We start from the raw sequence: 22777 nt of genomic DNA on the forward strand, positions 1-22777 counted from the left end.
TCGGATCGGCCGCCGCCCCCACCTCCGGGGCTGTCGTCGTACGGGCGGAACGTGCCGTCGGCGGGCACGGCCGGACTCTCCTCGGAGCAGGCGTGGGGGAATGCGGAACACCGAGGCGGGTGGGGCACGGGAGCCTTTCACCGCCCCTCGACTGAACGCACAGTACGCGGATGGCGGGGCGGTGGTATCCGGCCATCCCGCCGCAGGCGGCCCCGTCGCCGCGCCGCCGGTGAAGCGCCGGATGATCGGTCAACTGCCCCGGTGGCAGGCCCGGGACGACAGTGAAAAACTGGTGGAGGGATGTCCGCCCCGGCCGAACGCCGGGGAGACCCACGGGAGCTGGTGCACATGTGCGCCGGGACGTCCATGGACGGGCAGACCGTCTCGCTGCTCCGCCGCGAGGACATGGCTGTCCTCGACTTCAGCTTCATGAACCTCAGCCGCTCCGGGCCCGCCGGACAGGTGGTGCTCATCCCCACCGACCCGGCCCGGCCGGGCACGATCACGGTGCACTTCCCCCCGCAGTCCGCGCTGGAAGAGGCCACCTCGCCCGCGGCGGCGTCGACCGGCACCAAACGGGTGCGGTACGCGGGCGAAAGCACCCTCTCCTTCCGGGTGCCCGCCGGGAGCAGCGCCCCGTTCACCGTGGACGGGCTGCTGACCTGGGCCGGGCTACTGCCCGCCGGGGCCGCGCTGGAATGCGTGTGGGGGCTGTTCCTCGGGCCCGACAACACGGCCGTGGCCTGGCGGCATGCGAACTTCCCGGTGATGGGCGGCGGCGGAGCCTTCGAGCTCTGGCACACCCGGATCGCACCCGGGTCCGCGCCACCGGCCGAAGACGGGCCGGTGGGCCTCGTCGGCGTCGCGGCACCCCGAACCGGACAGCCCTTCACCGGCTCCCTGGACGACGCGCACCGGCAGCAGATCACCTCCGCCTCGGCGACCCGGTCCATCACCGCGAACGGTCTCACCCTCGGCGCCCTCGGTGCCGCCGCCGACCTCGTCGGCAACTGGGCAGACCTCCCGGCCCTCGGCATCGAGGCCTACCGGCACCGGTCCAGCGGCGGCCGGGACATCGTGGTCCAGGTCGACGAGCGCGGCTATCTCCTCCCCTTCGGTTTCCCCGTCCAGGTCACCACCCGCACCGAACGCCACCTCGACACCGGTCTCGTCCAGGTCGTCCGGCTGACCGTGCTCCAGCCCGAGATCACCTACGACGGCATCGCCGCCCTGCCGCACGACCGCCGGGAGTTCCCCTTCCTGCGCATCCGGCTCAACCGGCCGCTCGACACCGAGATCATCGCCGGAGATCCCCTCACGGGCGCCGGTTACTGGCTGAACTCCCCGGACCAGCCGGGGCAGCGGCTCCCGTTCGACCTCACCGCCGAGGACCTCCTCGGCCACCACATCCAGTTCACCACGCCCCTCGTCTTCATCCGCGGCAGCGCCGCCTGCGGTCCGCTGGACGATGTCCTCGGGCTGTACGAGAAGGCCGCCGCTGTCCTTCCGCTGCCCGCGACCGGCCAGCTCGCCCTCGCGCCCGACCCGGGCAGCAGCTCCGAAACGTCCACGGTCGACCTCGCCGAACTGCGCATCGGGGCCGTCCCGTCGAGCGCGTCGCCCGCCGAACTCCTCGCCGCGGGCCGGCTCGCCGCCCTGCCCAGGCTGCTCGGCGTCGGCGCCCGGATTCCCGCACTGGACGCCCTGGCGCCCGCCCGGCCCGTCGCCGGGGCCGCCGTACCCGCGGACACCGTCGGTACCGTCCGGCAACTGCTGCTGGACCAGGACTACGTGAACCTGGGGCCCGACGCCACCCACCGGCTCTACGCCCACCTCGTGGCGCCCGTGGGTTTCACGCCCCCGCCCGCCGCCGCGGGCGCCGTCGCATCGCTCGGACTGCCGGTGAACGCGCTCTCCACCGCCACCGGCCTGATCGGCGGCGCACCGGACGCCATCAAAGCCGGACGGTTCGACCCGGCCACGTTCTTCGGGGCGGGCACCAAGCTGCTCGGCGTCATCGACCTGACACAACTGCTCCCGCCCGTCGCTCTCGGAGCCGGTGACGGCACGACCGCCCCCAGGATCCTCACCACCGTCGAACGCCCCCAGGGCTCCCCCCTCCAGCCCCCCACCGCGGTCACCACCGAGATCACCTGGTGCCCCCGGGTCCCGCCCACGACCCTCGACCCCCTCACGACAGCAGTCGACACCACCCTCGAACTCCACGGCAGTACCGTCGCCCGGTTCGACGGCAGCCCGCCGAGCGCCGAGGTCCACGGTGAACTGCGGAACGTCACCCTCACCTTCGCGGGCGTCCTCGACATCGGCTTCCGGCAGCTCGCGTTCACCGCGAAACCGGGCACCACCCCCGCCCTCCACGTCCGGATCGGCGAGGTCGGCTTCTCCGGCGACCTCAGCTTCCTCGACAAGCTCCGCGACTATCTGCCCTCGTGCTCCAACGGCCCCCGGATCAGCGCGGGACCCGACGGAATCGAAGTCGGCTACGGACTCGCCGTACCGACCATTCCGGCGGGCGTCTTCCTGCTCCAGAACCTGGCACTCTCCACCACCGTCCGCCTCCCCTTCGACGGCACCCCGGTCAAGGCCACCTTCGCGATCTCCTCCCGCGACCACCCCTTCCTGATCACCGTCTCCTTCCTCGGCGGCGGCGGCTTCTTCGCCCTCACCCTGGAGTCCGGCCGGGTCGTCGCCCTGGACGCACAGCTCCAGTTCGGCGCGGCCGCCGCCCTCGATCTGGGCGTGGCCAGCGGCTCGGTCTCCATCACCGCCGGCATCTATCTCCACCTGGAGAGCGGCGCGTCCAAACTCGAAGGCTTCTTCCGGGCCGTCGGCGCCCTCGACATCCTCGGCATCGTCAGCGTCTCCGTCGAGTTCTACCTCGCGCTCGCCACCGAAGACCCCCCACCCGGAGCCCTGGCCGGCAGCACCTGCAAAGAAGTCGTCGGCACGGCCTCGGTGACCGTCCGGGTCCGCGTCGCCTTCTTCTCGCAGTCCGTCAACCTCTCCGTGGAGCGCCGCTTCGGCGGCGGGGGAGACCCCACCTACGCCGATGCCTTCCCCGACCAGGCCTCCTGGGACCGGCGGTGCGCCGCCTTCGCGGACATGGAGGACAGATGACCAAGCAGACCCTCGTCTGGACCCTGCTGCCCGACCCGGCCGTTCCCGCACCCGGCCCCGGGGTGGTGCCGCTCTCCCTCGTCCTCAGCGTCCGGCTCTCCAACGACCAGGGAAACCCGCCGGGCACCGCCGTCCTCCCGCTCTCCGACTACCCCGACGTCGCCGACTGGCCCGCCTTCTCCTTCCAGCCGCTGACCGTCATCGTCAAAAAGCCCGACGACACCTCCATCACCCCCATCGCCACCCTCACCGACAGCCCCGTCGACGCCGCCCTCTGGCGGGCGCTGTTCCCCCCGTCGCTGCCCGTCCAGCCCTTCGTCTTCGGCACCGTCGCCACACACGGCGCCCTCCAGGCCTTTCCCACCGCCACCGTCGGCCGGGCCCTGAGCGAGGTGTACGCGGACCTGCTGGCCGCCGGACCCGACTGGCCCGGCCCCGGCGGCGCCCTGCCCGCCTCCCCGGGGTGGGACGGCGTCGACCGGCTCATCCAGCGCGTCGGCACCGCCGATACGGACGGCAGCGACGGCGCACTCCACCGGGCCCTGCTCCGCGCCGGAGTCCTCCCCGACGACGACGCCCTCGACCCCGAAGGCTGGCAACGCCTCGCCGACTTCCACCGGCCACTGCGCCCCGAACCGGCCGGCGGGCAAGCGGCCTCCTTCGGCCGCGGCGCCCAGGGCCCGTACGAATTCCACGCCCTGCTCGGCGCACTCGCCGACCACCCGGGGCTGATGGCCCCCCTCGGCCTCGTCCGGCGGCTCACCATCACCGTCCCCGGGGGACTGGAAGGCCCGGTCACCCTCCAGGCCGTACCGCACCAGAACACCTTCACCCAGAACTACCGGCCCCGCACCCGGTGCGTCGCCCATGCCGGGACCCTCGCCCTCGCCGACCCGGACGGCAGCGCGGGCGCCACCGTCCTCCCCCTCGACGACACCACCGTCTACACCCCCCTCGACCTCGACGTCGACGCGGGCGGACTCGCCCTGCGCTCCTACACGGCCACCCTGAACGCCCTGCCCCGCGACGAACCCCCGCCCCCGCCCAAGCCCCCGGCCCTGCGCTCCGCGGGCATCTTCGTCGCCGAGACCGACCGGCAGGTCACCTTCCAGGGCGTCCTCGAAGCGGCCGCCCGCATCGACGAGGACCTCAGCACGGGCGGCGAGGGCGACGCGGTCACCATGGATTCCTCCACCGTCCAGCAGGGCATCCGGGTCGACGTCCTCGACGAGGGCTCCGGCCACTGGTATCCGCTCTGCCGCCGCACCGGCCAGTACACCGTCACCGGCTACGGCACCCTGCCCATCGACGACGAGGGCACCCTCACCGACGCCGTCACCAGTGGCACCGACGAGCAGGGCAACTCTGTCCGGAGACTGCCCCAGACCCTGTTCCGCTGGCACAACTGGAGCCTGACCGCCATACCCCACGGACGCGCGGTCGGCATCGACGGGGAAGTGACCGACCCGGCCCCGCAGCGCGGTCCCGGCCTCCCCTTCGCCGCCGAACACACCTGCCCCGACGGCACCCTGCCGTCCCTGCGCTACGGCCGCACCTACCGCTTCCGCGCCCGGCTCGTCGACCTCGCGGGCCGCAGCCTGCCCTTCACCCGCGACCCTGGCACCGGTGAACGCACCACCACCCCCCTCACCCTCGCCCGCTACGACCCCGTGCCCGCGCCCGTCCTCGTCCTGCGGCGGCCCGTCGGCGCGGGCGAGTCCCCGGCCGGACTCGTCGTACGGACCGACAACGCCGACCCCGGCGCGCCCCTGGCCGGCCCGGCCTGCGAACGGCATCTGCTCGCTCCCAAGGCGGCCCTGGAGCTGATCGACCGGCACGGCGTACTCGACCTGCCCGGAAAGAACCGCACCGACCCGGCCGTCCACACACTGCTCACCACCTACGACGCGGGGAAGGTCACCGGCACCCCCGACCCGGGCTCGGGCGGCAGCCCGTACACCGACACGCTCGCCCTGCCCTGGCTGCCCGACCCGCTCGGACGGGGGATCGCCCTGCACGGAGTGCCCGGAACCCCGGAACTCCTCACCGACTGGCCCGCCGGATCCCCCGACTGGTACGCGCGGCTCCCGATGCGGCTCGTCGTCGAGGCCGGGCCGATGAACAGCACCGTGTCCACCGCCGTCGCCGACACCGCCGCCCGCACCATCACCGTCGTCCTCGCGCCGGCCGCCGACTTCCCCGCCGCCCTCAGCTCCCTGCTCGCCGCGGGCGACGAGGAACTCCTCCGGGCCTGGAACTGGTACGTCGAGCGGACGGCCCCCTCCGCCGCCGATCTCGCCGCCGCCAGGACGGCGGCCCGCTCCGGACTGACCGGACAGCTCACCCCGGCCACCGACCTCACCTTCGTCCACGCCGTGCGTTGCCCCGTCAGCCCGCCCGCCTTCGGCGGCCCACAGATCCTGCGCGAACCGGGCCAGACGGTGTACGTCCTCGACGACCCGGCCATGAGCGTCCACGGCGCCTCCACCCTGACCGTGCACACCGAGGCGTCGTGGACCGACACCACCGACGATCCCACCCAGGACGGTCCGGGCATCAGCGCGTCGGCGGCCGTACTCCGCCCGGACAGCGAGCCGCTCTCCGGGCCCGGCGGACCGGCCCTGACGGCCGTACCGTTCCGCACCCGGCACGACCCCGGCGACACCCGCCACCAGGTCGTCACCTACACCCCCGTCGGCGCCTCGCGATTCGTGCCGTACTTCCTCCGGCAGGCGACGGCCAACCCCACCAGGACCACGGCGGTCACCGTGGCTCCGGGCGGCTTCGTCCCCGGCACGGTCACCGTCCGCGAGTCCGTGGCCCAGCTCACCGCCGACGGAGCCCCCGCCCCGGCCGGGACCACCTACCGGGACGGCACCGACTACACGACCGACGACACCGCCGGGACCATCACCCTGACTGGCGGCAGCCTCATCAGCGACGGGGCGACCGTCGAGGTGGTGTACGCCGAACCGCCCGTCACCCGCGGCGGACCGCAGGTCACCCTCCAGGTGCCGTCGACCGTCGTACCGCCCGTGCCCGTCGTGCACTCGGTGGTGCCCGCCTTCCACTGGACACGGACCACCAGCGGCAACAAGACGACCAGCATCCGCCAGGAGGGCTGCGTCCGGGTCCTGCTGAAACGGCCCTGGTACGCCACCGGGGACGGTGAACTCCTCGGCGTACGCGTGGTGGACCCGGCGACCCCGACCGGCGACCCGGCGGCCGTCGAATGGGCCACCGCCTGGGGCCACGACCCGATCCGCGGATCGGGCGACACCCCCGCCCTCGGCTACCCCGACCCCACCCGGCTGGACGGATACACCGCCGACGTCGGCCTGGGCACCGACCAGGGGCACGCACTGGGCTACCGGCCCGACTACGACCCCGTCCGCAAGCTGTGGTGCGCGGACATCCGGTTCAAGGCCAACAGCGCGGGAAACGAGCTGTACCAGCCCTTCGTCCACCTCAAGGTCGTCCGGCTCCAGCCCGATTCGCTCACCGCCCCCGACGATCTCCGGATGTCCCCGGAGGTCGACGCCGGATTCGTCCAGCTGCCCGCCTACCGCCGCGCCCAGATCGTGGTGGGCGGTACGGCCACGGGCTCTCCGGTGACCGTCACGGTCGTGGGCCCGGTGCCGCCGCCCGGACCCGAGGGACTGGCCTCGCAGATCACGGCCGTCGTCCAGTTCCGCAGCCTCACGCTCCTCGACGACGTCGGCTGGCTCACGCTGGACACACCAGGGCCCACGGTCCTGTGCCTCGACCCCGTGAGCGGGCCGGTCGGTGTCTGGACCGGGGGAGTCACCCTCCCCAATGCTGTGGGAGTACGTGAGATGCGGGTGCTGATCAGGGAGTACGACATCCGGGACACCGGCAGCCCCGTGGGGGACCTGGGCTCCGGTCGCATCACCTACCTGGACACCCTTCCGATCCTCCCGGTCTGAAGTCCGGGGCTCGGATCAGCCGTTCGTACCGCAGTCGGATCAGCCGTTCGTACCGCAGGTGGAACTGATCCGGACGCTCTGCACCGTGGTCGAGCCGTCGCACTCCTTGCATCTCGTGACCCGGATGGTGGTTCCGTTCTCGTCGCAGTAGTCCTGCTCCGAGCAGTCCGGCCCCGGGCACATGCACTCGGCCATGTACGAAGACTTGCACTTACTGCACGAGGCCGTGCTGTACCCGCCCGAACACTGCTGTCTGCAGACGAACTGGGCCTCGTCGTAGCAGTCTCCGTACGAGGGATCCCAGGGGACGACACCGTAGACGCTCGACCCGGCGGTGAATCCTGGCACGCTCACCGTTCTCACCTCTCCTGCCACCACCCTCGGGACCCTTCACAGGGAAGGGCTGAGAGGGGTCATCAGATAGGGATACAGGAACTGGGTGTTGACCAGCGCGGACCAGCGTTCCGTCAGGTCCGTGCCACGACGGGTGAACGACAGAGTGAAGTTCATGACGCCCCGCTCGCCGCCGACGACCGCAGGACGGACCTCGATCGACGTCAGCGCCGAATCGGCGGCCAGCGCCTCGAACGTCCTGACGTACACCGCCGCGTACCGGCAGGCGACGTAGTTCGCCGCCCGGTCCTCGTGGGTGGCGCCGGCGTTGTCCGCCACGGCCAGCAGCTTCGACAGCACCTCGTCCGCCGTGGTCCGGAACCGCTTGGCGGGCATGTCCTTCGGCTTCCGCACCGCGTCGACGAGCGAGGCCCGGTCGAAGGAGTAGAGCTGGTCGAACTCCACCAGCGGCAGCCGGCCGGCCGCGTACTCGGAGGGCGTCGGCAGCGGGCCGCGTACCCCGATCAGGACATCGAGGTCCAGCGGTGTCGGATGCGGCCGGACCGCGTCGATCAACTTGTCGTAGTCCTCCGGGAAGCGGGGGCGGGCCACATAGGTCTCCACGCCGCGCACGGAGAACACGTACAGCAACTGCCGGGCCAGATAACGGTTCTCGGGCCGGTCGACGACCTCCCGCAGCGCTTCGTTGTCCGTCCGGCCCCGGGTGTCCGTACGCCCGGCGACCTGCGCGAACTCCTTCTCCACTCCGGGATCGGGAAATCGGCAGCCGAGCTGCCCGATCGCATAGACGAACGCGGGCTGCGGGTGCCGGACCGGTTCCTCGGGTGCGGCTGCGTCACTCATGGCGCGCTCCCCGGTGTCGTAGGGCTGGGCCGGGGCCCTCACCGGCGCCGTCTGCCGAAGCCGACCCACCGGTTCAGCCGCTCGGCCCGGCGGGCACAGCCCCCGCACGGCGCAACGCCCACGGCCCGGGTCGCCCGGGTCACCAGATCACCCAGCCCGATGTCGTCCTCGCGGACGAATCCGGGGAGAGTGACCCGGTGGCCCCGCTTCTCGGGCTTGTCGCCGTCGTCGTGCTCCTGGCCCATGTCCGGCGCTCCTGAAGAGGCCCCCGTGACCCTTCCATTGTCCGGCGCGCGGCACCGCCCCGCATCCCGGACGGAGGCGGGGCGGTGCCCGGTGGGGACGAGTCGCCGGGTACTGCTACGGGCCGACGAAATCGAACGAGTAGAAGACGTTCTGGTCGTTCGACCAGGAGTAGCCGGGGTCGACGTAGCCGCCGGAGCCGATCTCGCACGCCCTCGACTTGTAGAGGTAGATGCGCTGGTTCGTCGCGTTGTATCCCTTGACCGCGCCTTCGATCATCGGATAGCAGTAGTCCGTGTCCGGGCTGAGGATTCCGTGGCGGGTGTCGTCCTGCTCCCAGTAGAGGAAGTAGCAGTCTCCGGTGCTGGGGCAGGCGGGTGCCGCCTGGGCCGAGGGTGCGATGCCGGGCATTCCCAGAGTCATGCCCAGGGTGGCCGCGAGGGTCAGTGCTGCTTTCCGGTGCCACATGGAGAACCCCTTTCGTCGTGCCTCGGCCAGGATGGCACCCGGCCCGGCCCGCCGCGCACGGCGGACGATGCCGTGGGCGGCTTCCGGGGCGGGCCGGAAACCGTGGCCCCCCGGGCCCGGCACAGGGGGGCGGCGGTGTGCGACGGTGTCGGCTGATCGGGTGAACGCCGGGTCCGGTGGAGCTGTGGGCGGGCCGCGCGGCGCAGTCGGCGGACGCGTGCGAGCACGCGGGGCCGCAGCGGGAGTAGAGGCCCGTGGCGGCACGCGGGTCCGTGCCGGGACCGAGGCCGGGGGCGGGGACACCCAGAACCGACAGGAGAGCAGAGTGCTCGACCTGTTCACCATCGACGACGGCCGCCATCTGCCGGAGGTCGTCATCGACGAGGACGCGTCCACCGCCGCCGGTACCGCCCGGTTCCGGGCGGAAGGCTCGTGCGGCCGGATGCCCCCGACAGCGGGCAGGGACCACAGCCCCTCGAACGCGGTGATCTCCGCATGGGGATCCAGTGCACCAGCGGGTCGGTCGACCAGCGGAACGGCGTCGGCCTGTACCTTGTCCGAGCTGGACCCAGCTTCTGCCACTGGTCGCCCGAGATCTGGACGCCGCGCTCGTACCCCTTGAACACGAACGAGTCCCAGCCGTGCGGCAGGCCCTCGACCAGCTCGGGCACATCACCCTCGGCCAGCAGCTGCCCGGCAAGTCCTGCTGGAGCTGGTCGGCCGCGTGGCGACGGAGAAGGATCAGACCGCGATCGAGGGCGGCCGGGCGGGGCTTCTGAGGGATTGATCCGCAGAAGCTGACCACCGGGGAGAGTGACTCTCCGTCAGCGGAGGTCGCGCCGTGGATGACGGTCGGGTGGAGCCGCAGGCCGGATCGACCACACCGTACGACCCACCGGAGGCACGTAGAGGCGTACTTCGACATGACATAAACGGTGCCGTTCGACGCCCTCCAGCGCTTCGCGGGCTCGTCGCCTCGCGCCTGGAGAACATGGAATTGCAGAGCGGCCGCCCAGGGACCACGGCCCGACCTCGAGCCGACATCACGAGCTCAATTTCAGCAGCAACTTGATCTTTTCGGTCAACTCCCGCCATCTGAACGAGGCGTGAGAGGGGTGTAAGGCAAATAGTAAGTAAAGATCGCGCAAAATGGGGGGAACTGGGCAAGCGCTTGTCCGGCAGGCCCTCGTAGCCCGACTGCGGCGCAGATCACGGCTATGAAAGCGATGTGATCATCCTGTGCGGGTGCGGAGAACTGTCCGCACATACTGCGAGGAACCACGCGTGACAAACACGTTCCGTAGAGCTGGGCAGAGACCTGCCGCAGCGTCTGCACCGTTCTCATCCCCTCCATCGATGACGCGCTGGCGTCGAGTGGCCGCAGCGGCGGCGTTGGTCATGGCAGTGGAGGCGGCGGTCGTCGTCACCACTGGTGGCACCGCGTTCGCCGTGCAGATCGAGAAGGCGCCCCAGGCGGCCAAGCCGAAGAAGGACTCGGGTTCCGCGACGGCCGACGCGACGGCCGACTCGATCGCGGCCGCCCGGATGAAGGCGAAGATCCAGAATCGGCGGATCGAAGCACTGGACCAGCGGACGGAGACCTCGTCGGTCTTCGTGAATCCCGATGGCTCCGTCACGCAGGACGCGTACGCCGGCCCGGTGCGCTACCGGGACGACAAGGGCGCCTGGCAGGACGTCGACGTCTCGCTGCGCACGATGTCGGACGGATCCGTCGCCGCGAAGGGCCACCCGCACGGCCTGCGCCTCGGCGGCAAGAGCGCCGCTCCGAAGGGCTTGAGGAAGACCGGCCAGAAGACCTCCGAGGCGGGCACGCCGCTGGTGACGCTGGAGGGCCGCACGGGCAAGCGGATCCAACTGGGCTGGTACGGAGCGCTGCCCGCGCCGACGATCGAGGGGGACGACAACAACGTCGCCCGCTACAAGGACGCCCTGCCCTCCGCGGACCTGCTGATCGAGTCGACCCGTAGCGGTTACGAGCAGTACCTCGAACTGAAGAGCCGCTCCGCTGTCGACGCGCAGGGGGCGATGACCTACAGCCTGACGGCCGAGGGGCTGAAGGCGAAGGCGCACAAGGACGGTTCGGTCTCCTTCGTCGATGCCGAGGGCAAGTCGGTCGGAGTGCTCCCCGCCCCGGTGATGTGGGACGCGCGGGTGGACGAGAAGTCCAGGGAACACACCCGCACCGCCCCCGTGTCCATCAAGGTCGCGCAGGACGGCGACACCGTCACCCTGACCCTCATCCCCGACGCGAAGTTCCTCGCGGACCCCTCCACCCTGTTCCCGGTGACCATCGACCCGGCGATCAACGTGGGGGCGAGCTTCGACACCTTCGTCCAAGAGGGCCACACCACCGATCAGTCGGCCTCGACCGACCTCAAGGTCGGCAACAACGGCACCTCCCAGGTGGCGCGTTCGTTCCTGTCCTTCCCGATGAAGAACATCACGGGAAAGCAGGTCACCGCCGCCAAGCTGAACCTGTTCGCCTACCACTCGTGGTCCTGCACGCCCAAGGGCTGGGAAGTCTGGTCCACCGGCGCCCCGAGCACGTCCTCCCGCTGGACGGCCCAGCCGAACTGGGTGGCCAAGCACGCCACCAGCACGCAGACCAAGGGCTACTCCAGCGCGTGCAATGACGGCTGGGTCAACGCCGACGTCACGTCGCTGGCCAAGACATGGGCGGCGAACGGGGGCGGCAGCAACTCCCTGGGCGTGCGGGCCGTCGACGAGACCGACCCCTACGGCTGGAAGCGGTTCAACTCCGGCAACGCCGCGAGCAACACCCCCTACCTGTCGGTCACGTACAACTCGATTCCCCAGCTGCCGACCCTGATCGCCCCGGTCGACCAGTTCGCGACCTCCGCGGGCAGCCCCGTGCTGTCGGCGAAGGCCCTGGACGGCGACGGGTCCCAGGTCACACTCGACTACGAGGTGTGGGCTGCCAACGGCAGTGCCGCACTGCGCACCGGCAGCGCCTCCGCGGCGTCGGGCGCACAGGCCACCTGGAGTCCCCCCACCGCTCTGGCCGCAGGAGCCTACAAGTGGCGGGTGCGGGCCGGTGACGGCTCGGCCACCAGCGCCTGGTCCGCCTTCCGCGCCCTGACCGTGGACACCACGGCTCCCGCCACGACGTCGGTGTCCTCCACCGACTTCCCCGCCGGCCAGTGGTCGGGGACCCCGAACGACAACGGTGACTTCACCGGCTCCTTCTCCCTCACCCCGCCGTCGTCGGACGTGAAGGAAGTCCAGTGGAAGCTTGACGGCGGAGCCTGGCAGTCGGCCGCCACCACCGGCACCGTGGTGACGGTCAAGCCGTCCTTCCGCGCCGGGAAGCACACGCTGAGCGCCCGCACCAAGGACGCGGCCGGCAACACCTCGGCCGAGAACGCCTTCGTGTTCTTCGCGGGCTCGGGGGCGGCCCTGACCGCACCGAGCGAGGGGGACCGGTCGGCGCGGCGCACCGAGCTGGCCGGCCTGGGCAAGGCCACCGACACCGGAGTGCGCTACCAGTACCGCCGGGGCGAGACGGACACGTGGAAGGACGTTCCGGTCTCCGACGTTCGCCGCAAGAGCGACGGCAGCACGCCGACGGCCTGGCCCGCGACGGTCACCACCGGTACGCCCGAGGCTCTGATCTGGAACATCACGTCCTCCCTCAGTGAGGACGGCCCCGTCGACGTCCGTGCCGTGTTCACGGATGGCACCACCACCGACGCCTCTCCCGCCAGCACCATCACGGTGGACCGCAACGCGGGTGCCGCGCCGAGCGAAGCGGTGGGACCGGGTGCGGTCAACACCCTCACCGGTGACTTCACGCTCAGCGCCATGGATGCCTCAGGGTTCTCGCTGACCGCCGCGCGTACCGCGTCGTCCCGGACCCCCGACGAGGGAGGTCGACAGGAAGGCCAGGTGGCGATCTTCGGCCCGCAGTGGACCGCCGGCACCGTCGTGGAGACGTCCGGCAGCAACTGGACGTTCCTGCGCAAGACTTCGGCATCCTCGGTCGCGGTCGTGTCCGCGGACGGGACGGAGACCGGTTTCACGGCGACCACGGGCGGCGGCTGGAAGCCCGAGCCCGGAGCCGAGGATCTCACCCTCGCCGGAAGCCTCACCGGATCGTTCACCCTGACGGAGAACGAGGGAGCCGCCTCGACCTTCACCAAGGTCGGTGCCGAATTCGGCACCTGGACGCTCTCGAGCAGCTCGCTGCCCACTCTTGACTCCACCACAAGGGTGTATTCCGAGAAGGTCACCGTGGACGGGAAGCCGCTGGCTCGCCCGAAGTACGTGATCTCGCCCACCACTGCCGTGTCGGCGTCCACGTGCGCCAACGCGCCCAGCACCAAGGGCTGCAGGATCCTGGAGTACCAGTACGCCACCACGACCACGGCCACCGGCTCCGCCCTCGGTGACTTCTCCGGCCAGGTGAACCGCATTCGTCTGTGGAACACGGCCCCCGGCGCATCCACTGCGACGGCCACCGTGGTCTCCCAGTACTCCTACGACAACGCGGGCCGTCTGCGCGAGCAGTGGGACCCCCGGATCAGCCCGGCCCTGAAGACCGCCTACACCTACGACAACGCGGGCCGCGTTCTCACCCAGACCCCGCCGGGCGAGCTGCCGTGGACCTTCGTGTACGGCAAGGCCGGCTCAGCCGCCGTGGCCGGCGACGGCATGCTCCTGTCCGCCTCGCGCCCGACCCTGATGGCCGGAAGCAAGGACGTGGTGGACGGGGGCAAGGCCACCACATCCCTCGTCTACGACGTTCCGCTCTCCGGAGCCAAGGCCCCGAACCAGGTCGCCGTCTCCGACACCAGGACCTGGGGGCAGACGGAGGCACCCACCGACGCGACGGCGGTCTTCCCCGCCGACCAGGTTCCTTCCTCCCACACGGGTGAGAACCTGACCGCGGGCGACTACGCCAAGGCCGTGATCACCTACACCAACGCCTCCGGCCTCGCCGTCAACACCGGCCTCCCGGGTCGGCACCTGACCACCACGCAGTACGACCAGTTCGGCAACATCGTCCTCGAGCTGAACGCGACCAACCGTGAACTTGCTCTGGGCAACGCCGACTACCAGGTGAACACCCAGAGCGAACTGGGCATCCGCGCCGACTCTCCCGCCGAGCGTGCCGGCAAGCTGGCCACGGTCTCCGAGTACACGGCTGACGGCCAGCGGCTGGTCCGGGAGCACGGACCACTGCACCTGGTCACCTTGACCAAGGCGCTCAAGGGCGACAGCGACAGCCCCGATCTCGCCGCCGGTACCCAGATCGCAGCCCGCACCAGCACCGTCAGCAGGTATGACGAAGGCCGTCCCACCGACGGCAGCGCGCGGATCGCTCACCAGCCCACCACGACGGCGGTCGGTGCCTTCGTCGACGGCTACCCGGCCGACGGTGACGTCCGTACGACCTCGATGACCTACGACTGGGTGAAGGGGCTGCGCCTCAAGGAGATCACCGATCCCGACGGACTGAAGCTGACCCGCGCCACGGAGTACGACGCGCAGGGACGTGTCGTCAAGACCACGCTGCCCAAGTCCAGCGGCAACGACGCGGGAGCGAAGGTCACCGCCTACTGGTCCGCCACGGGCACCGGTGCCTGTGCGGGACGTCCGGAGTGGGCGGATCTCCTCTGCTCCGTCGGTCCGGCGGGGAAGATCACGGGCGGCGCGGGCAACCCGGACGAGCTGCCGACGTCGACGTACGAGTACGACCGGTGGGGCAACGTCACCAAGACCGTCGAGGTCGTCGGCGGCACGTCGCGTACCAGCGTCGCGACCTACGACGCGGCCGGCCGGCTGAAGCAGAGCCAGATCACCGGAGGAACCGGCACCGCCGTTCCCGATACGTCGATCACCTACGACACCGGCGACGGCTCCGTCGCGAGCTACGCCAACGGCAGCACCACGGTGCTTCGCGCCACCGACAAGCTGGGCCGTGAAGTCTCCTACGACGACGGCATCGGCAACGTCACCAGGACCCAGTACGACAGCCGCGACAGGGTCACCCGGAGCTCGAACTCGGTTCCCTCCGAGACGACGTACACCTACGACAACCCGGCCGGCCTGCCCACGCGGGTGCAGGACTCCGTCATGGGTTCCATCGGCGCGGTCACCGGCTACTACGACTCCGACGGCCGCCTGTACAAGCAGAAGCTGCCGTGGAACATGGACGTCGAGTTCAACCTCGACCCCACGGGAGCCGAGACGTCCCGGTACTGGCACTGGGAGTCCGGCTGGACCGTTCAGGGCGAGTCCCTCAGCAAGAACATCCATGACCAGGTCGTGAACCGCACCACCTACACCGGCGGCGGCGCGTACCAGGAGTACACCTACGACGCGGCCGGCCGTCTGACACGCACAGACGACTCGCAAGTGGGTGTGACCACCCATCGTGCCTACGCCTTCGACGACAACAGCAACCGGACGTCCCTGACGACCACGATCGACGATGTCGACGGCGGTGCACCCGAGACCAGGAACACCTCCTCGTCCTACGACAGCGCCGACCGGCTCATCGCCGGCGGCACCGTGTACGACGCCTTCGGCCGGACCACCGAGCAGGCGGGTGGCGCGAAGTACGGCTACTACGCCAACGACCTGGTCCGTCAGATCTCCTCCGGTGGTAAGCGCACCACGTGGCAGCTCGATGCCATCGGCCGCGCCTCCTCCTACACGGTGGAAGAGCAGGCCGAGGACGCCACCTGGAGCACCACCGCTACCAAGAAGAACCACTACGGGTCAGATGGTGACAGCCCCGAGTGGATCCACGAGGGCGGAAGCGCCGTCAGCCGGAACCTCAAGGACCTCGCGGGCGACCTGATCGCCACCACGAGTGCCCAGGGTGATGCGGTTCTTCAGCTCAGCACCATTCACGGTGACGTCACCACCCAGATTCCGCTGTTCAGCGGCAGCACCCCTGTCGTCAACAGCTACGACGAGTTCGGCAACCTGCTCCCCGGGACCGACCCCGCTCGCTACGGCTGGCTCGGCGGCAAGCAGCGCTCCGGCGAGACGCCGAACGGCGTCACGTTGATGGGCGTGCGTCTCTACGATCCGGCCACAGGACGCTTCCTCTCCGTGGACCCGATCTACGGAGGCAACGCGAACGCCTACGAGTACTGCGGCGGAGACCCTGTCAACTGCTATGACCTCGACGGGAGGAAGAAGCAGAAGAAGCCGCGCTCGTGCGGATTCTGGTGCAACGTCTTCACCACCGGTATCGGAGGGGTCGTCACGGCGGTCTGCGCCCCCTTCGCCGGCCCGATCGTCTGCGGAGCGGTCGGCGGCGGGATAACCGGCTTCGCGCGCTACTGGTACACCCATCGGGGGGGCCACGGGTACACCACGAAGGGCGCCGTCAGGGCAGTGCTCCTGGGAGCGTCGATCGGCGGGTTCGGTGGAGCGGTCGGCAAGCTGATCAAGAAGATCGGCGGGAAGGTGTTCCGAGGATGGGGAGACCGAGGTTCGATCAAGGCATGGGACAAATTCGTGAAGGCGCTCTGATGGGCGACTGAAGCCCCACCCCTGTGTTCACCGGGCGACCGCCCGGTGAACACAGGGCCTTTGTGATCGAATACATGTGCAGATCGGCGTGACCTCCGTCGTTTGCATGCCACTTCACACCTGGACGGCAGGGCGCCTTGAAACCCTGCCGTCCTGAATGGAACGAGCTGTTCAATGAATCACTTCTGGCGTGATGCCTTCGCGCGCGTATCCGCTGCTGCGGCTCTGGTGGGAACCGTCGTCGCAGGCTCTGTGATCGGAGTTCTCGTCACGGAGGCGGAGACAGGGCTGGGGGGGATCCTGATCCAGGCAGTGGGTGCGGGTGTCTGCTCTTTCGTCCTGTTCTCGGCGATCATCGCGTCGGTCAACACGCTTCACCTGATGAGAAATCTGGCACGCTTCGGACTCTCGTCGGCTGACGCCTCGCTCTCGGTGCGCTCCACACGCACTCTCACCATGCCGCTCGTGCATGGCCTGCGAGAACACAGGATCGTCGAGTCCTCCCTCCGGAACCTCGGGCAGCTCAACCGTGTTTCCCTCGAAACGAAGCACGCGGACGACGGAAAAGCTTCCGCTGTCTGTGCCGGACTGAAGGGCGGGAATGTTCTCCTGGAGCTGGCGATCTCCAGGGGGGTGGATTGTTACGAGGTGTCGATCGAGGTCCGCCCGGAGAACAGTTGGAAGAGGCTCAACGGAGGCGCGTCATGGACGGCTTCGGAGCTTGCGGCGTCCGCCGTGCTGCGCTCCGCCGGAGAATGAGTTGGACACCCTCTTCGCTCGAAAATGATCCGCTGTGACCGTGCCTGAATCTGAGTGCGGTGAGCACGTTTCGCGCGATGCGGAAGAACTGAGCGCGAGGGGAGGCGGTGGCCGTCCCGAGAGTGGAGCGGATCTTCAGTAAATGGGTGCACCTCGCCTGCGGCGGCCGGAGAACCCATTGCGGGCCGCGGAGGTGACCGTAGGGGCTCTGCGGCAGTGAACCCGGTGCTTACTGCGGGAGTTCCTCTGGTCTTCGCCGGGCGGCTGCGGTGAGCTGGGCGGCCAGGTTCGTGAGCGCCTGTCGGAGTTCGTCGGGATGGTGGACGGTGAAGGGCCATTCCAGGGAGGCGAGCATGTGGGCCGTGCCGTCCAGCCGTTCTGCCCGTGTGCGCATCAGGACGCCGGTGGGCTGTGCGGTGAGGGTCACCGCTGAGCTGGGCAGTCGGCGGGCGATCTCGTCGAGGGGGCCGTGGATGGTCACCTCGACCTGCCAGCGGTAGGGCCCCTGGGCGAGGGTCGAGGTCAGGTGGGTCACGGGGTCGAAGTCGGCGGGTGCGGTGAAGCTGTCGGCTCGGGGGGTGACGGAGGTGACGCGGTCGATGCGGAAGGTGCGCAGGTTGTCGCGGAGGTGGTCGTGGGCGATGACGTACCAGCGGCCGGTGTGGAAGACGACGCCGTAGGGGTCGATGTCGCGTTCGGTGTGTTCCTGGCGCCAGGACTGGTGGCTGATGCCGACGGTCGTGCGGGCACGGGATGCCTGGGCCAGGGCCAGCAGGACGCCGGTGCCGGGCGCCTGGCCGGTCACGGCGTCGGCGGTGAAGGACAGGGCTTCCCTCATCGCGGCGAGTGGCTCGCGCAGGGCGTGCGGCAGCACCCGCTCGATCTTGGCCAAGGCACCGGCACTGGCCGGCGCGGCCGTGCCCATGCCCAGGCGCTCTGCCGCGCGCAGGCCCAGAACGACGGCGAGGGCCTCGTCGTTGGTGAGGACCAGCGGCGGCATCCGGTAGCCGCGGGCCAGGCGGTAGCCGCCGTGGCGGCCGCGTTCGGCTTCCACGGGGATGCCCAGTTCCCGCAGGTGGGCAACGTACCGGCGCACGGTGCGGACGTCGGTGTCCAGGCGATCGGCCAGCTCCGTTCCGGTGAGTCGGGCGTTCGACTGGAGGAGTTCCAGCAGGGTCAGCACACGGGTGAGGGGATGCGACATGGATCACTCGACATTTCAGGGCGGATTCTGTCCTGTATCGAGCCTACGCTCCCCACAGCACCTACTTCTGGGAGATCACATGGCCACCTTCGTACTCGTTCCCGGCGCCTGGCTCGGCGCGTGGGCCTGGGAGAACACCGCCCGCGCCCTGCGAGAGCACGGCCACACGGCACTGCCGCTGACACTGACCGGCCTGGCCGAGCGCGCGGACCGGGGCGGACCCGGGACGGACGTGGACACCCACATCGCGGACATCACCGGATTCGTCGAGCGGAACGATCTGCGCGACATCACCCTGGTCGCCCACAGCTACGCGGCCGCCCCGGCCACCGGGGCCTCAGGACGCCTCGGCGACCGGCTGGAACGCGTGATCTACGTGGACAGCGCCCCGTTCACCGCGGGCATGTGCATGCTCGACCTCATGCCACCGTCGGCAGCCGACGAGCTGCGCCGCCAGGTCGACGCGTCCGGCGACGGGTGGCAACTGCCGATGCCGCCGTTCGAGGTTCTGGCCCTGTCCGGCAGCCTCGACGGGCTCGACGAGGAACGGAGGGACGCCCTGCGCTCGCATGCCACCCCTCAGCCGTTCGGCACCTACACCCAGCGTCTCGCCGGCCCGACCGAACCCGGCCCCGGTGTGGACCGTGTCCTGATCACCTGCCATGACTTCACGGGACTGCTGGACGCCGGGGTGCCGATGCTGGCCTACCTGAACCAGCCGCCGTGGCGGCGCTTCGACCTGCCCACCGGACACTGGCCGATGCTCTCCGCACCCGCTGAACTCGCCGACATCCTCGACAAGGCCGTCTCCTGACCGTGCCTGCTGCGATGCACAGCCCCCCCGCGTGCCCTCGCCGGGGCACAGCCCCCCGCGTGGACCTCGCCGCCGCCGACGCCTTCGCCCAGCGGGACCCCGGCGAGGACCCGCCCTGGACGGCTCACTACGACGAGGCCCGGCACAACGACGACACTTCACACCGGGGCGGTGGCTACCAGGTGATGATCGTAAGGCCGTCGCCGTTCACTCCGGCTGCTGCTGCGGCTGCTCCGGCCGCGGCAGGAGGCTCAGCGGGCCAGCAGGTCCTGGATCGCCGCCGTGATCTCGTCGGGTGCTTCCTCGGCCATGAAGTGCCCCGCTCGGGTCAGCCGGTGCTCCAGGTCCGGCGCCCAGGCCTTCCACACCCCGGCAGCGTCGTAGCCCAGCCGCGTGCCCCAGTCCTGCTGGACGACCGTCACGGGCATGGCCAGCTGCGACCCGGCGTCCAGGTCCGCTCGGTCGTGTAGGACGTCGATGCCCGCCGAGGCGCGGTAGTCCGCGACGATCGACGTCACCGCCGCGGCGCTCGCCCGCAGGTACTCGGCACGCACCTCCTCCGGGATGACGGTCGGGTCGTCGGCCCAGGAGTCGAGGAACGAGCCGAAGAACGCGTCGGCGCTGTTGGCGATCATCGCCTCCGGCAGGCCCGGCGGCTGCGCCATGAGGTAGAGGTGGTAGCCGACCGTCGCCGAGGTGCCGTGCAGGACGTTCCACATGTCGAGCGTCGGCACGATGTCGAGGATGCCCAGGTGCGTGATGGTCTCGGGGTGGTCCAAGCCCGCCCGGAAGGCGACCAGGGCGCCCCGGTCGTGGCCGACGAGAGCAAAGCGTTCGTGGCCGAGCGCGGCCGCCAGGGTCACGACGTCGGCGGCCATGGTGCGCTTGGCGTAGGCATCGGGGTCGGTGGCGGCCGGCTTGTCGCTGGCGCCGTAGCCCCGCAGGTCAGGACAGATCACCGTGTGCTCCTCGGCGAGCCGCTCGGCGACGTGTCGCCACATCAGATGGGTCTGGGGGAAACCGTGCAGCAGCACGACCGGGCTGCCGCTGCCGCCGACAGCGGCAGCAAGCTCCACACCGTCCGCACCGGGCAGACGGACGTGATCGAAGCCGGAAATGGTGAGCGTCATGGAAGGCCGACCTTTCGGGTGGGGGACTGACCGGATCAGACTGGACGACGGCGATCAGCAGCCGATCAGTACGGTTGGGCACAGCCGACCCCTGGCACCCAGGATGGGGGCATGCGAATCGACGTGCTCGGTGCCGTGCGGGCCCTCCGCGACGACGGCAGCCCGGTTGACCTGGGCGGACCCCGCCATCGCGAGGTACTCGCCCGGCTCGTCGCCGCAGAGGGGCGGATGGTCACCACCGACACCCTTGTCGATGACCTGTGGAACGATCCACCGGCCCGCGCCGTGGGTGCTCTGCGTACGTTCGTGGCCGCGCTGCGCCGAGCCCTCGAACCCGACCGGCCGCCCCGCAATCCGCCGCGCGTACTGCTCACCGAAGGTCCCGGCTACGCGCTGCGCCTGCCGCGAGAGGACGTGGACGTCCATCGGTTCCAGGACACCCTGGCCCGCGCCCGGCGCGACCCCGACGCGGTGACAGACCTCGGCGCCGCGCTCGCGGACTGGCGTGGACCCGCCTACGCCGATGTGTCCGGCTCCGCATGGGCGCAGCGCGAGCGGACCCGACTGGAGGAGCTGAGGCTGGAGGGGGTGGAACTGCGCGCCCGTATCCTCCTCGACCGCGGGGAAGGGGCCGGTCTCGTCGCCGAACTCGGTGCCCACGTCGCGGAACATCCGTGGCGCGAGCCGGCCTGGGGGCTTCTTGCCCGCGCGCTCCACCGCGCGGGCCGCCAGGCCGACGCGCTGGCCACCCTCCGCCGCGCCCGAGCGATGCTCGTCGATCAACTCGGGCTCGATCCCGGCGCCGACCTCCAACGCCTGGAGACGGACATCCTCAAGGGCTCCGTGCCCTGCGAAGGCGTACGTACCGCGTGGACCGGCCCGGATGTCCGGCTCGGCCCGCGCACCACCGTGGATCTGGCCCGCACGCTCGCCCTGGCGGGTGGCGACGCCCTCGTCCACTCGCGGCGCGACCGCCTCGCCGCCATCCAGGCGGCGGAACGCACAGGAGACCTCTCCCTGACCGCCCGGATCATCGGCGCCTACGACGTGCCCGCCATCTGGAGCCGGGCCGACGAACCAGAACAGTCCCGCGCCGTCGTCGCCGCCGCCGAGCGCACGCTCACCGCGCTCGGCTCCGACGGTCCCGCCGACCTGCGCGCCCGCCTCCTGGCCACGGTCGCCGTCGAGAGCCGCAGCGCCGACCTGTCCGGGACCGAGCTGAAGCGCGCGCAACAGGCGGCACGGCAGGCCGAGGCGCTGGCACGGGACCTGGCCGATCCCGCCCTGCTGGCGTTCGCCCTCAACGGCGTGTTCCTGCAGTCCTTCACCCGCCCCGGGCTCGCGGCGGTACGGGACGGGATCGGCGCCGAGATCCTCGACCTGGCCACCCGGCACGAACTGCCGAACTTCGCCGTACTGGGCCGACTCGTCCGCCTGCAATCCGCCTCGGCCCTGGGTGACCTCGCCGCCGCGACCTCGCACGCCGAGGCCGCCGAACAGCTCGCCGCCACCACCGAGGCGCCCCTCGTCCGCGTCCTCACCGGGTGGTTCCGGGCCCGGGCCACGGCCGCCCGCAGCACCGAACCCGGCGGACCGACCGCCGCCACGGCCGCCGCGCACTACCGCGCTGCCGAGGACGCCCTCCAGACGGCCGGAATGCCAGGGCTGCACCGTGGCTTGTTCCCGCTCGCCCTGCTGGGGCTGCGCCTGCTGCACGACCGGCCCGCGCCCACCGACCCGCACCTCGACTGGGGCCCGTACCGACCCTGGGCGCGCCCCCTCGTACTGCTCGCCCAAGACCGGGTCGAGGAAGCGCGTGCCGCCCTCACGACGGCGCCCGAACCACCGCGTGACCACATGCAGGAGGCGCTGTGGTGCCTGACCGCCCGCGCCGCCGTACTCCTCGGCGAGCGCGGCATCGCCGCCCGCGCCGAGGCGCCCCTGCGCGATGCCCGTACAGAACACGCCGGTGCCGCCAGCGGAATGCTGACCCTGGGCCCGGTGGCGCGATACCTGGCAGAGGCGGAGGCATGCGCAGGAACGGGGTAGCGGCAGCAATCAGCGAACCCCGACGCATGGGCTTCCCTACGTGCAGTACGTCAACGGCGGGAAGCGCTACGGAAAGTGGGCTCACCGGCCCGGCCCGCGCCCATCTGGCGCGCATGGCGCTCGCTGGAGCGTCGTCGAAATCGAAGTGATGTGGCACTCGGGGGGGGGGGGGGGGGGGGGGGGGGGGGGGGGGGGGGGGGGGGGGGGCCGGCGGGGGCGGGGGGGGGGGGCGGGGGGGGGGGCGGGGGGCTTGCGTCGGGGTTTCGGGGGGGGGGTTACGGGGGCACGGGGTCTCAGG

The 22777-nt window shown here is 70.8% G+C and carries 13 protein-coding genes; 7 read left to right on the forward strand and 6 right to left on the reverse strand.

Translation table 11 applies throughout. The features are described 5' to 3' along the window. The first annotated feature begins 300 nt into the window (after positions 1-300). Positions 301-3138: a hypothetical protein gene (locus ACIRQY_RS22565; protein WP_403928361.1), complete on the forward strand. Its 2838-nt coding sequence runs from the start codon at positions 301-303 to the stop codon at positions 3136-3138. Continuing rightward, positions 3135-7085, forward strand: coding sequence for a hypothetical protein (locus tag ACIRQY_RS22570; RefSeq protein WP_403928363.1), 3951 nt, complete (start codon positions 3135-3137; stop codon positions 7083-7085). Before ACIRQY_RS22565 ends, ACIRQY_RS22570 begins: the two co-directional genes overlap by 4 nt. 39 nt (positions 7086-7124) lie before the next feature. On the opposite strand, the gene ACIRQY_RS22575 is transcribed toward ACIRQY_RS22570, so the two are convergent. The 4 genes from ACIRQY_RS22575 to ACIRQY_RS22590 all read right to left on the reverse strand — a co-directional run bounded on the left by ACIRQY_RS22575 (position 7125) and on the right by ACIRQY_RS22590 (position 8993). After that, on the reverse strand, positions 7125-7439 hold the full coding sequence (locus ACIRQY_RS22575) for a hypothetical protein (protein ID WP_351794169.1): 315 nt from the start codon (positions 7437-7439) through the stop codon (positions 7125-7127). 36 nt (positions 7440-7475) lie between these two features. Continuing rightward, positions 7476-8282 carry a hypothetical protein gene (locus ACIRQY_RS22580; protein WP_351794167.1) on the reverse strand — a complete coding sequence of 269 codons (807 nt, stop codon included), beginning with the start codon at positions 8280-8282 and terminating at the stop codon, positions 7476-7478. A 38-nt stretch (positions 8283-8320) separates the two neighbouring features. Continuing rightward, on the reverse strand, positions 8321-8527 hold the full coding sequence (locus ACIRQY_RS22585; protein WP_351794165.1) for a hypothetical protein: 207 nt from the start codon (positions 8525-8527) through the stop codon (positions 8321-8323). A gap of 115 nt (positions 8528-8642) precedes the next feature. After that, positions 8643-8993: a hypothetical protein gene (locus ACIRQY_RS22590; RefSeq protein ID WP_351794162.1), complete on the reverse strand. Its 351-nt coding sequence runs from the start codon at positions 8991-8993 to the stop codon at positions 8643-8645. Between the two features lie 641 nt (positions 8994-9634). Here ACIRQY_RS22590 and ACIRQY_RS22595 point away from each other — a divergent pair. The 3 genes from ACIRQY_RS22595 to ACIRQY_RS22605 all read left to right on the forward strand — a co-directional run bounded on the left by ACIRQY_RS22595 (position 9635) and on the right by ACIRQY_RS22605 (position 17282). Further along, positions 9635-9772: a hypothetical protein gene (locus tag ACIRQY_RS22595; RefSeq protein ID WP_403928368.1), complete on the forward strand. Its 138-nt coding sequence runs from the start codon at positions 9635-9637 to the stop codon at positions 9770-9772. Between the two features lie 577 nt (positions 9773-10349). Continuing rightward, on the forward strand, positions 10350-16523 hold the full coding sequence (locus ACIRQY_RS22600) for a DNRLRE domain-containing protein (RefSeq protein WP_403928371.1): 6174 nt from the start codon (positions 10350-10352) through the stop codon (positions 16521-16523). A gap of 174 nt (positions 16524-16697) precedes the next feature. Next, entirely contained in the window at positions 16698-17282 is a 585-nt protein-coding gene (locus ACIRQY_RS22605) for a hypothetical protein (RefSeq protein ID WP_403928374.1), read from the forward strand. Positions 17283-17511: 229 nt separating this feature from the next. Here ACIRQY_RS22605 and ACIRQY_RS22610 read toward each other — a convergent pair whose 3' ends face one another. Next, complete coding sequence (locus ACIRQY_RS22610; protein ID WP_403928377.1) at positions 17512-18486, reverse strand: helix-turn-helix transcriptional regulator; 975 nt, start codon at positions 18484-18486, stop codon at positions 17512-17514. A gap of 79 nt (positions 18487-18565) precedes the next feature. On the opposite strand from ACIRQY_RS22610, the gene ACIRQY_RS22615 reads away from it, so the two are divergent. Beyond that, positions 18566-19300 carry an alpha/beta fold hydrolase gene (locus ACIRQY_RS22615; RefSeq protein WP_403928380.1) on the forward strand — a complete coding sequence of 245 codons (735 nt, stop codon included), beginning with the start codon at positions 18566-18568 and terminating at the stop codon, positions 19298-19300. Between the two features lie 251 nt (positions 19301-19551). Here ACIRQY_RS22615 and ACIRQY_RS22620 read toward each other — a convergent pair whose 3' ends face one another. Further along, the gene (locus ACIRQY_RS22620) at positions 19552-20430 is read right to left on the reverse strand and encodes an alpha/beta fold hydrolase (protein ID WP_403928383.1); all 879 of its coding nucleotides are present in this window, start codon (positions 20428-20430) and stop codon (positions 19552-19554) included. A 111-nt stretch (positions 20431-20541) separates the two neighbouring features. Here ACIRQY_RS22620 and ACIRQY_RS22625 point away from each other — a divergent pair, with 111 nt between their 5' ends. Beyond that, positions 20542-22479 carry a BTAD domain-containing putative transcriptional regulator gene (locus ACIRQY_RS22625; RefSeq protein ID WP_403928386.1) on the forward strand — a complete coding sequence of 646 codons (1938 nt, stop codon included), beginning with the start codon at positions 20542-20544 and terminating at the stop codon, positions 22477-22479. The last annotated feature ends 298 nt before the right edge of the window (positions 22480-22777 follow it).

It is taken from the genome of Streptomyces sp. NPDC101490, assembly GCF_044767145.1.
Taxonomy (GTDB): Bacteria; Actinomycetota; Actinomycetes; order Streptomycetales; family Streptomycetaceae; genus Streptomyces.

Bases quoted from the DNA above. Each gene is read 5' to 3' on its own strand.
- ACIRQY_RS22585 (WP_351794165.1), bottom strand. From the start codon at position 8,527: ATGGGCCAGGAGCACGACGACGGCGACAAGCCCGAGAAGCGGGGCCAC.
- ACIRQY_RS22580 (WP_351794167.1), bottom strand. From the start codon at position 8,282: ATGAGTGACGCAGCCGCACCCGAGGAACCGGTCCGGCACCCGCAGCCC.
- ACIRQY_RS22610 (WP_403928377.1), bottom strand. From the start codon at position 18,486: ATGTCGCATCCCCTCACCCGTGTGCTGACCCTGCTGGAACTCCTCCAG.
- ACIRQY_RS22565 (WP_403928361.1), top strand. From the start codon at position 301: ATGTCCGCCCCGGCCGAACGCCGGGGAGACCCACGGGAGCTGGTGCAC.
- ACIRQY_RS22625 (WP_403928386.1), top strand. From the start codon at position 20,542: ATGCGAATCGACGTGCTCGGTGCCGTGCGGGCCCTCCGCGACGACGGC.
- ACIRQY_RS22590 (WP_351794162.1), bottom strand. From the start codon at position 8,993: ATGTGGCACCGGAAAGCAGCACTGACCCTCGCGGCCACCCTGGGCATG.
- ACIRQY_RS22570 (WP_403928363.1), top strand. From the start codon at position 3,135: ATGACCAAGCAGACCCTCGTCTGGACCCTGCTGCCCGACCCGGCCGTT.
- ACIRQY_RS22600 (WP_403928371.1), top strand. From the start codon at position 10,350: ATGACGCGCTGGCGTCGAGTGGCCGCAGCGGCGGCGTTGGTCATGGCA.
- ACIRQY_RS22620 (WP_403928383.1), bottom strand. From the start codon at position 20,430: ATGACGCTCACCATTTCCGGCTTCGATCACGTCCGTCTGCCCGGTGCG.
- ACIRQY_RS22615 (WP_403928380.1), top strand. From the start codon at position 18,566: ATGGCCACCTTCGTACTCGTTCCCGGCGCCTGGCTCGGCGCGTGGGCC.
- ACIRQY_RS22605 (WP_403928374.1), top strand. From the start codon at position 16,698: ATGAATCACTTCTGGCGTGATGCCTTCGCGCGCGTATCCGCTGCTGCG.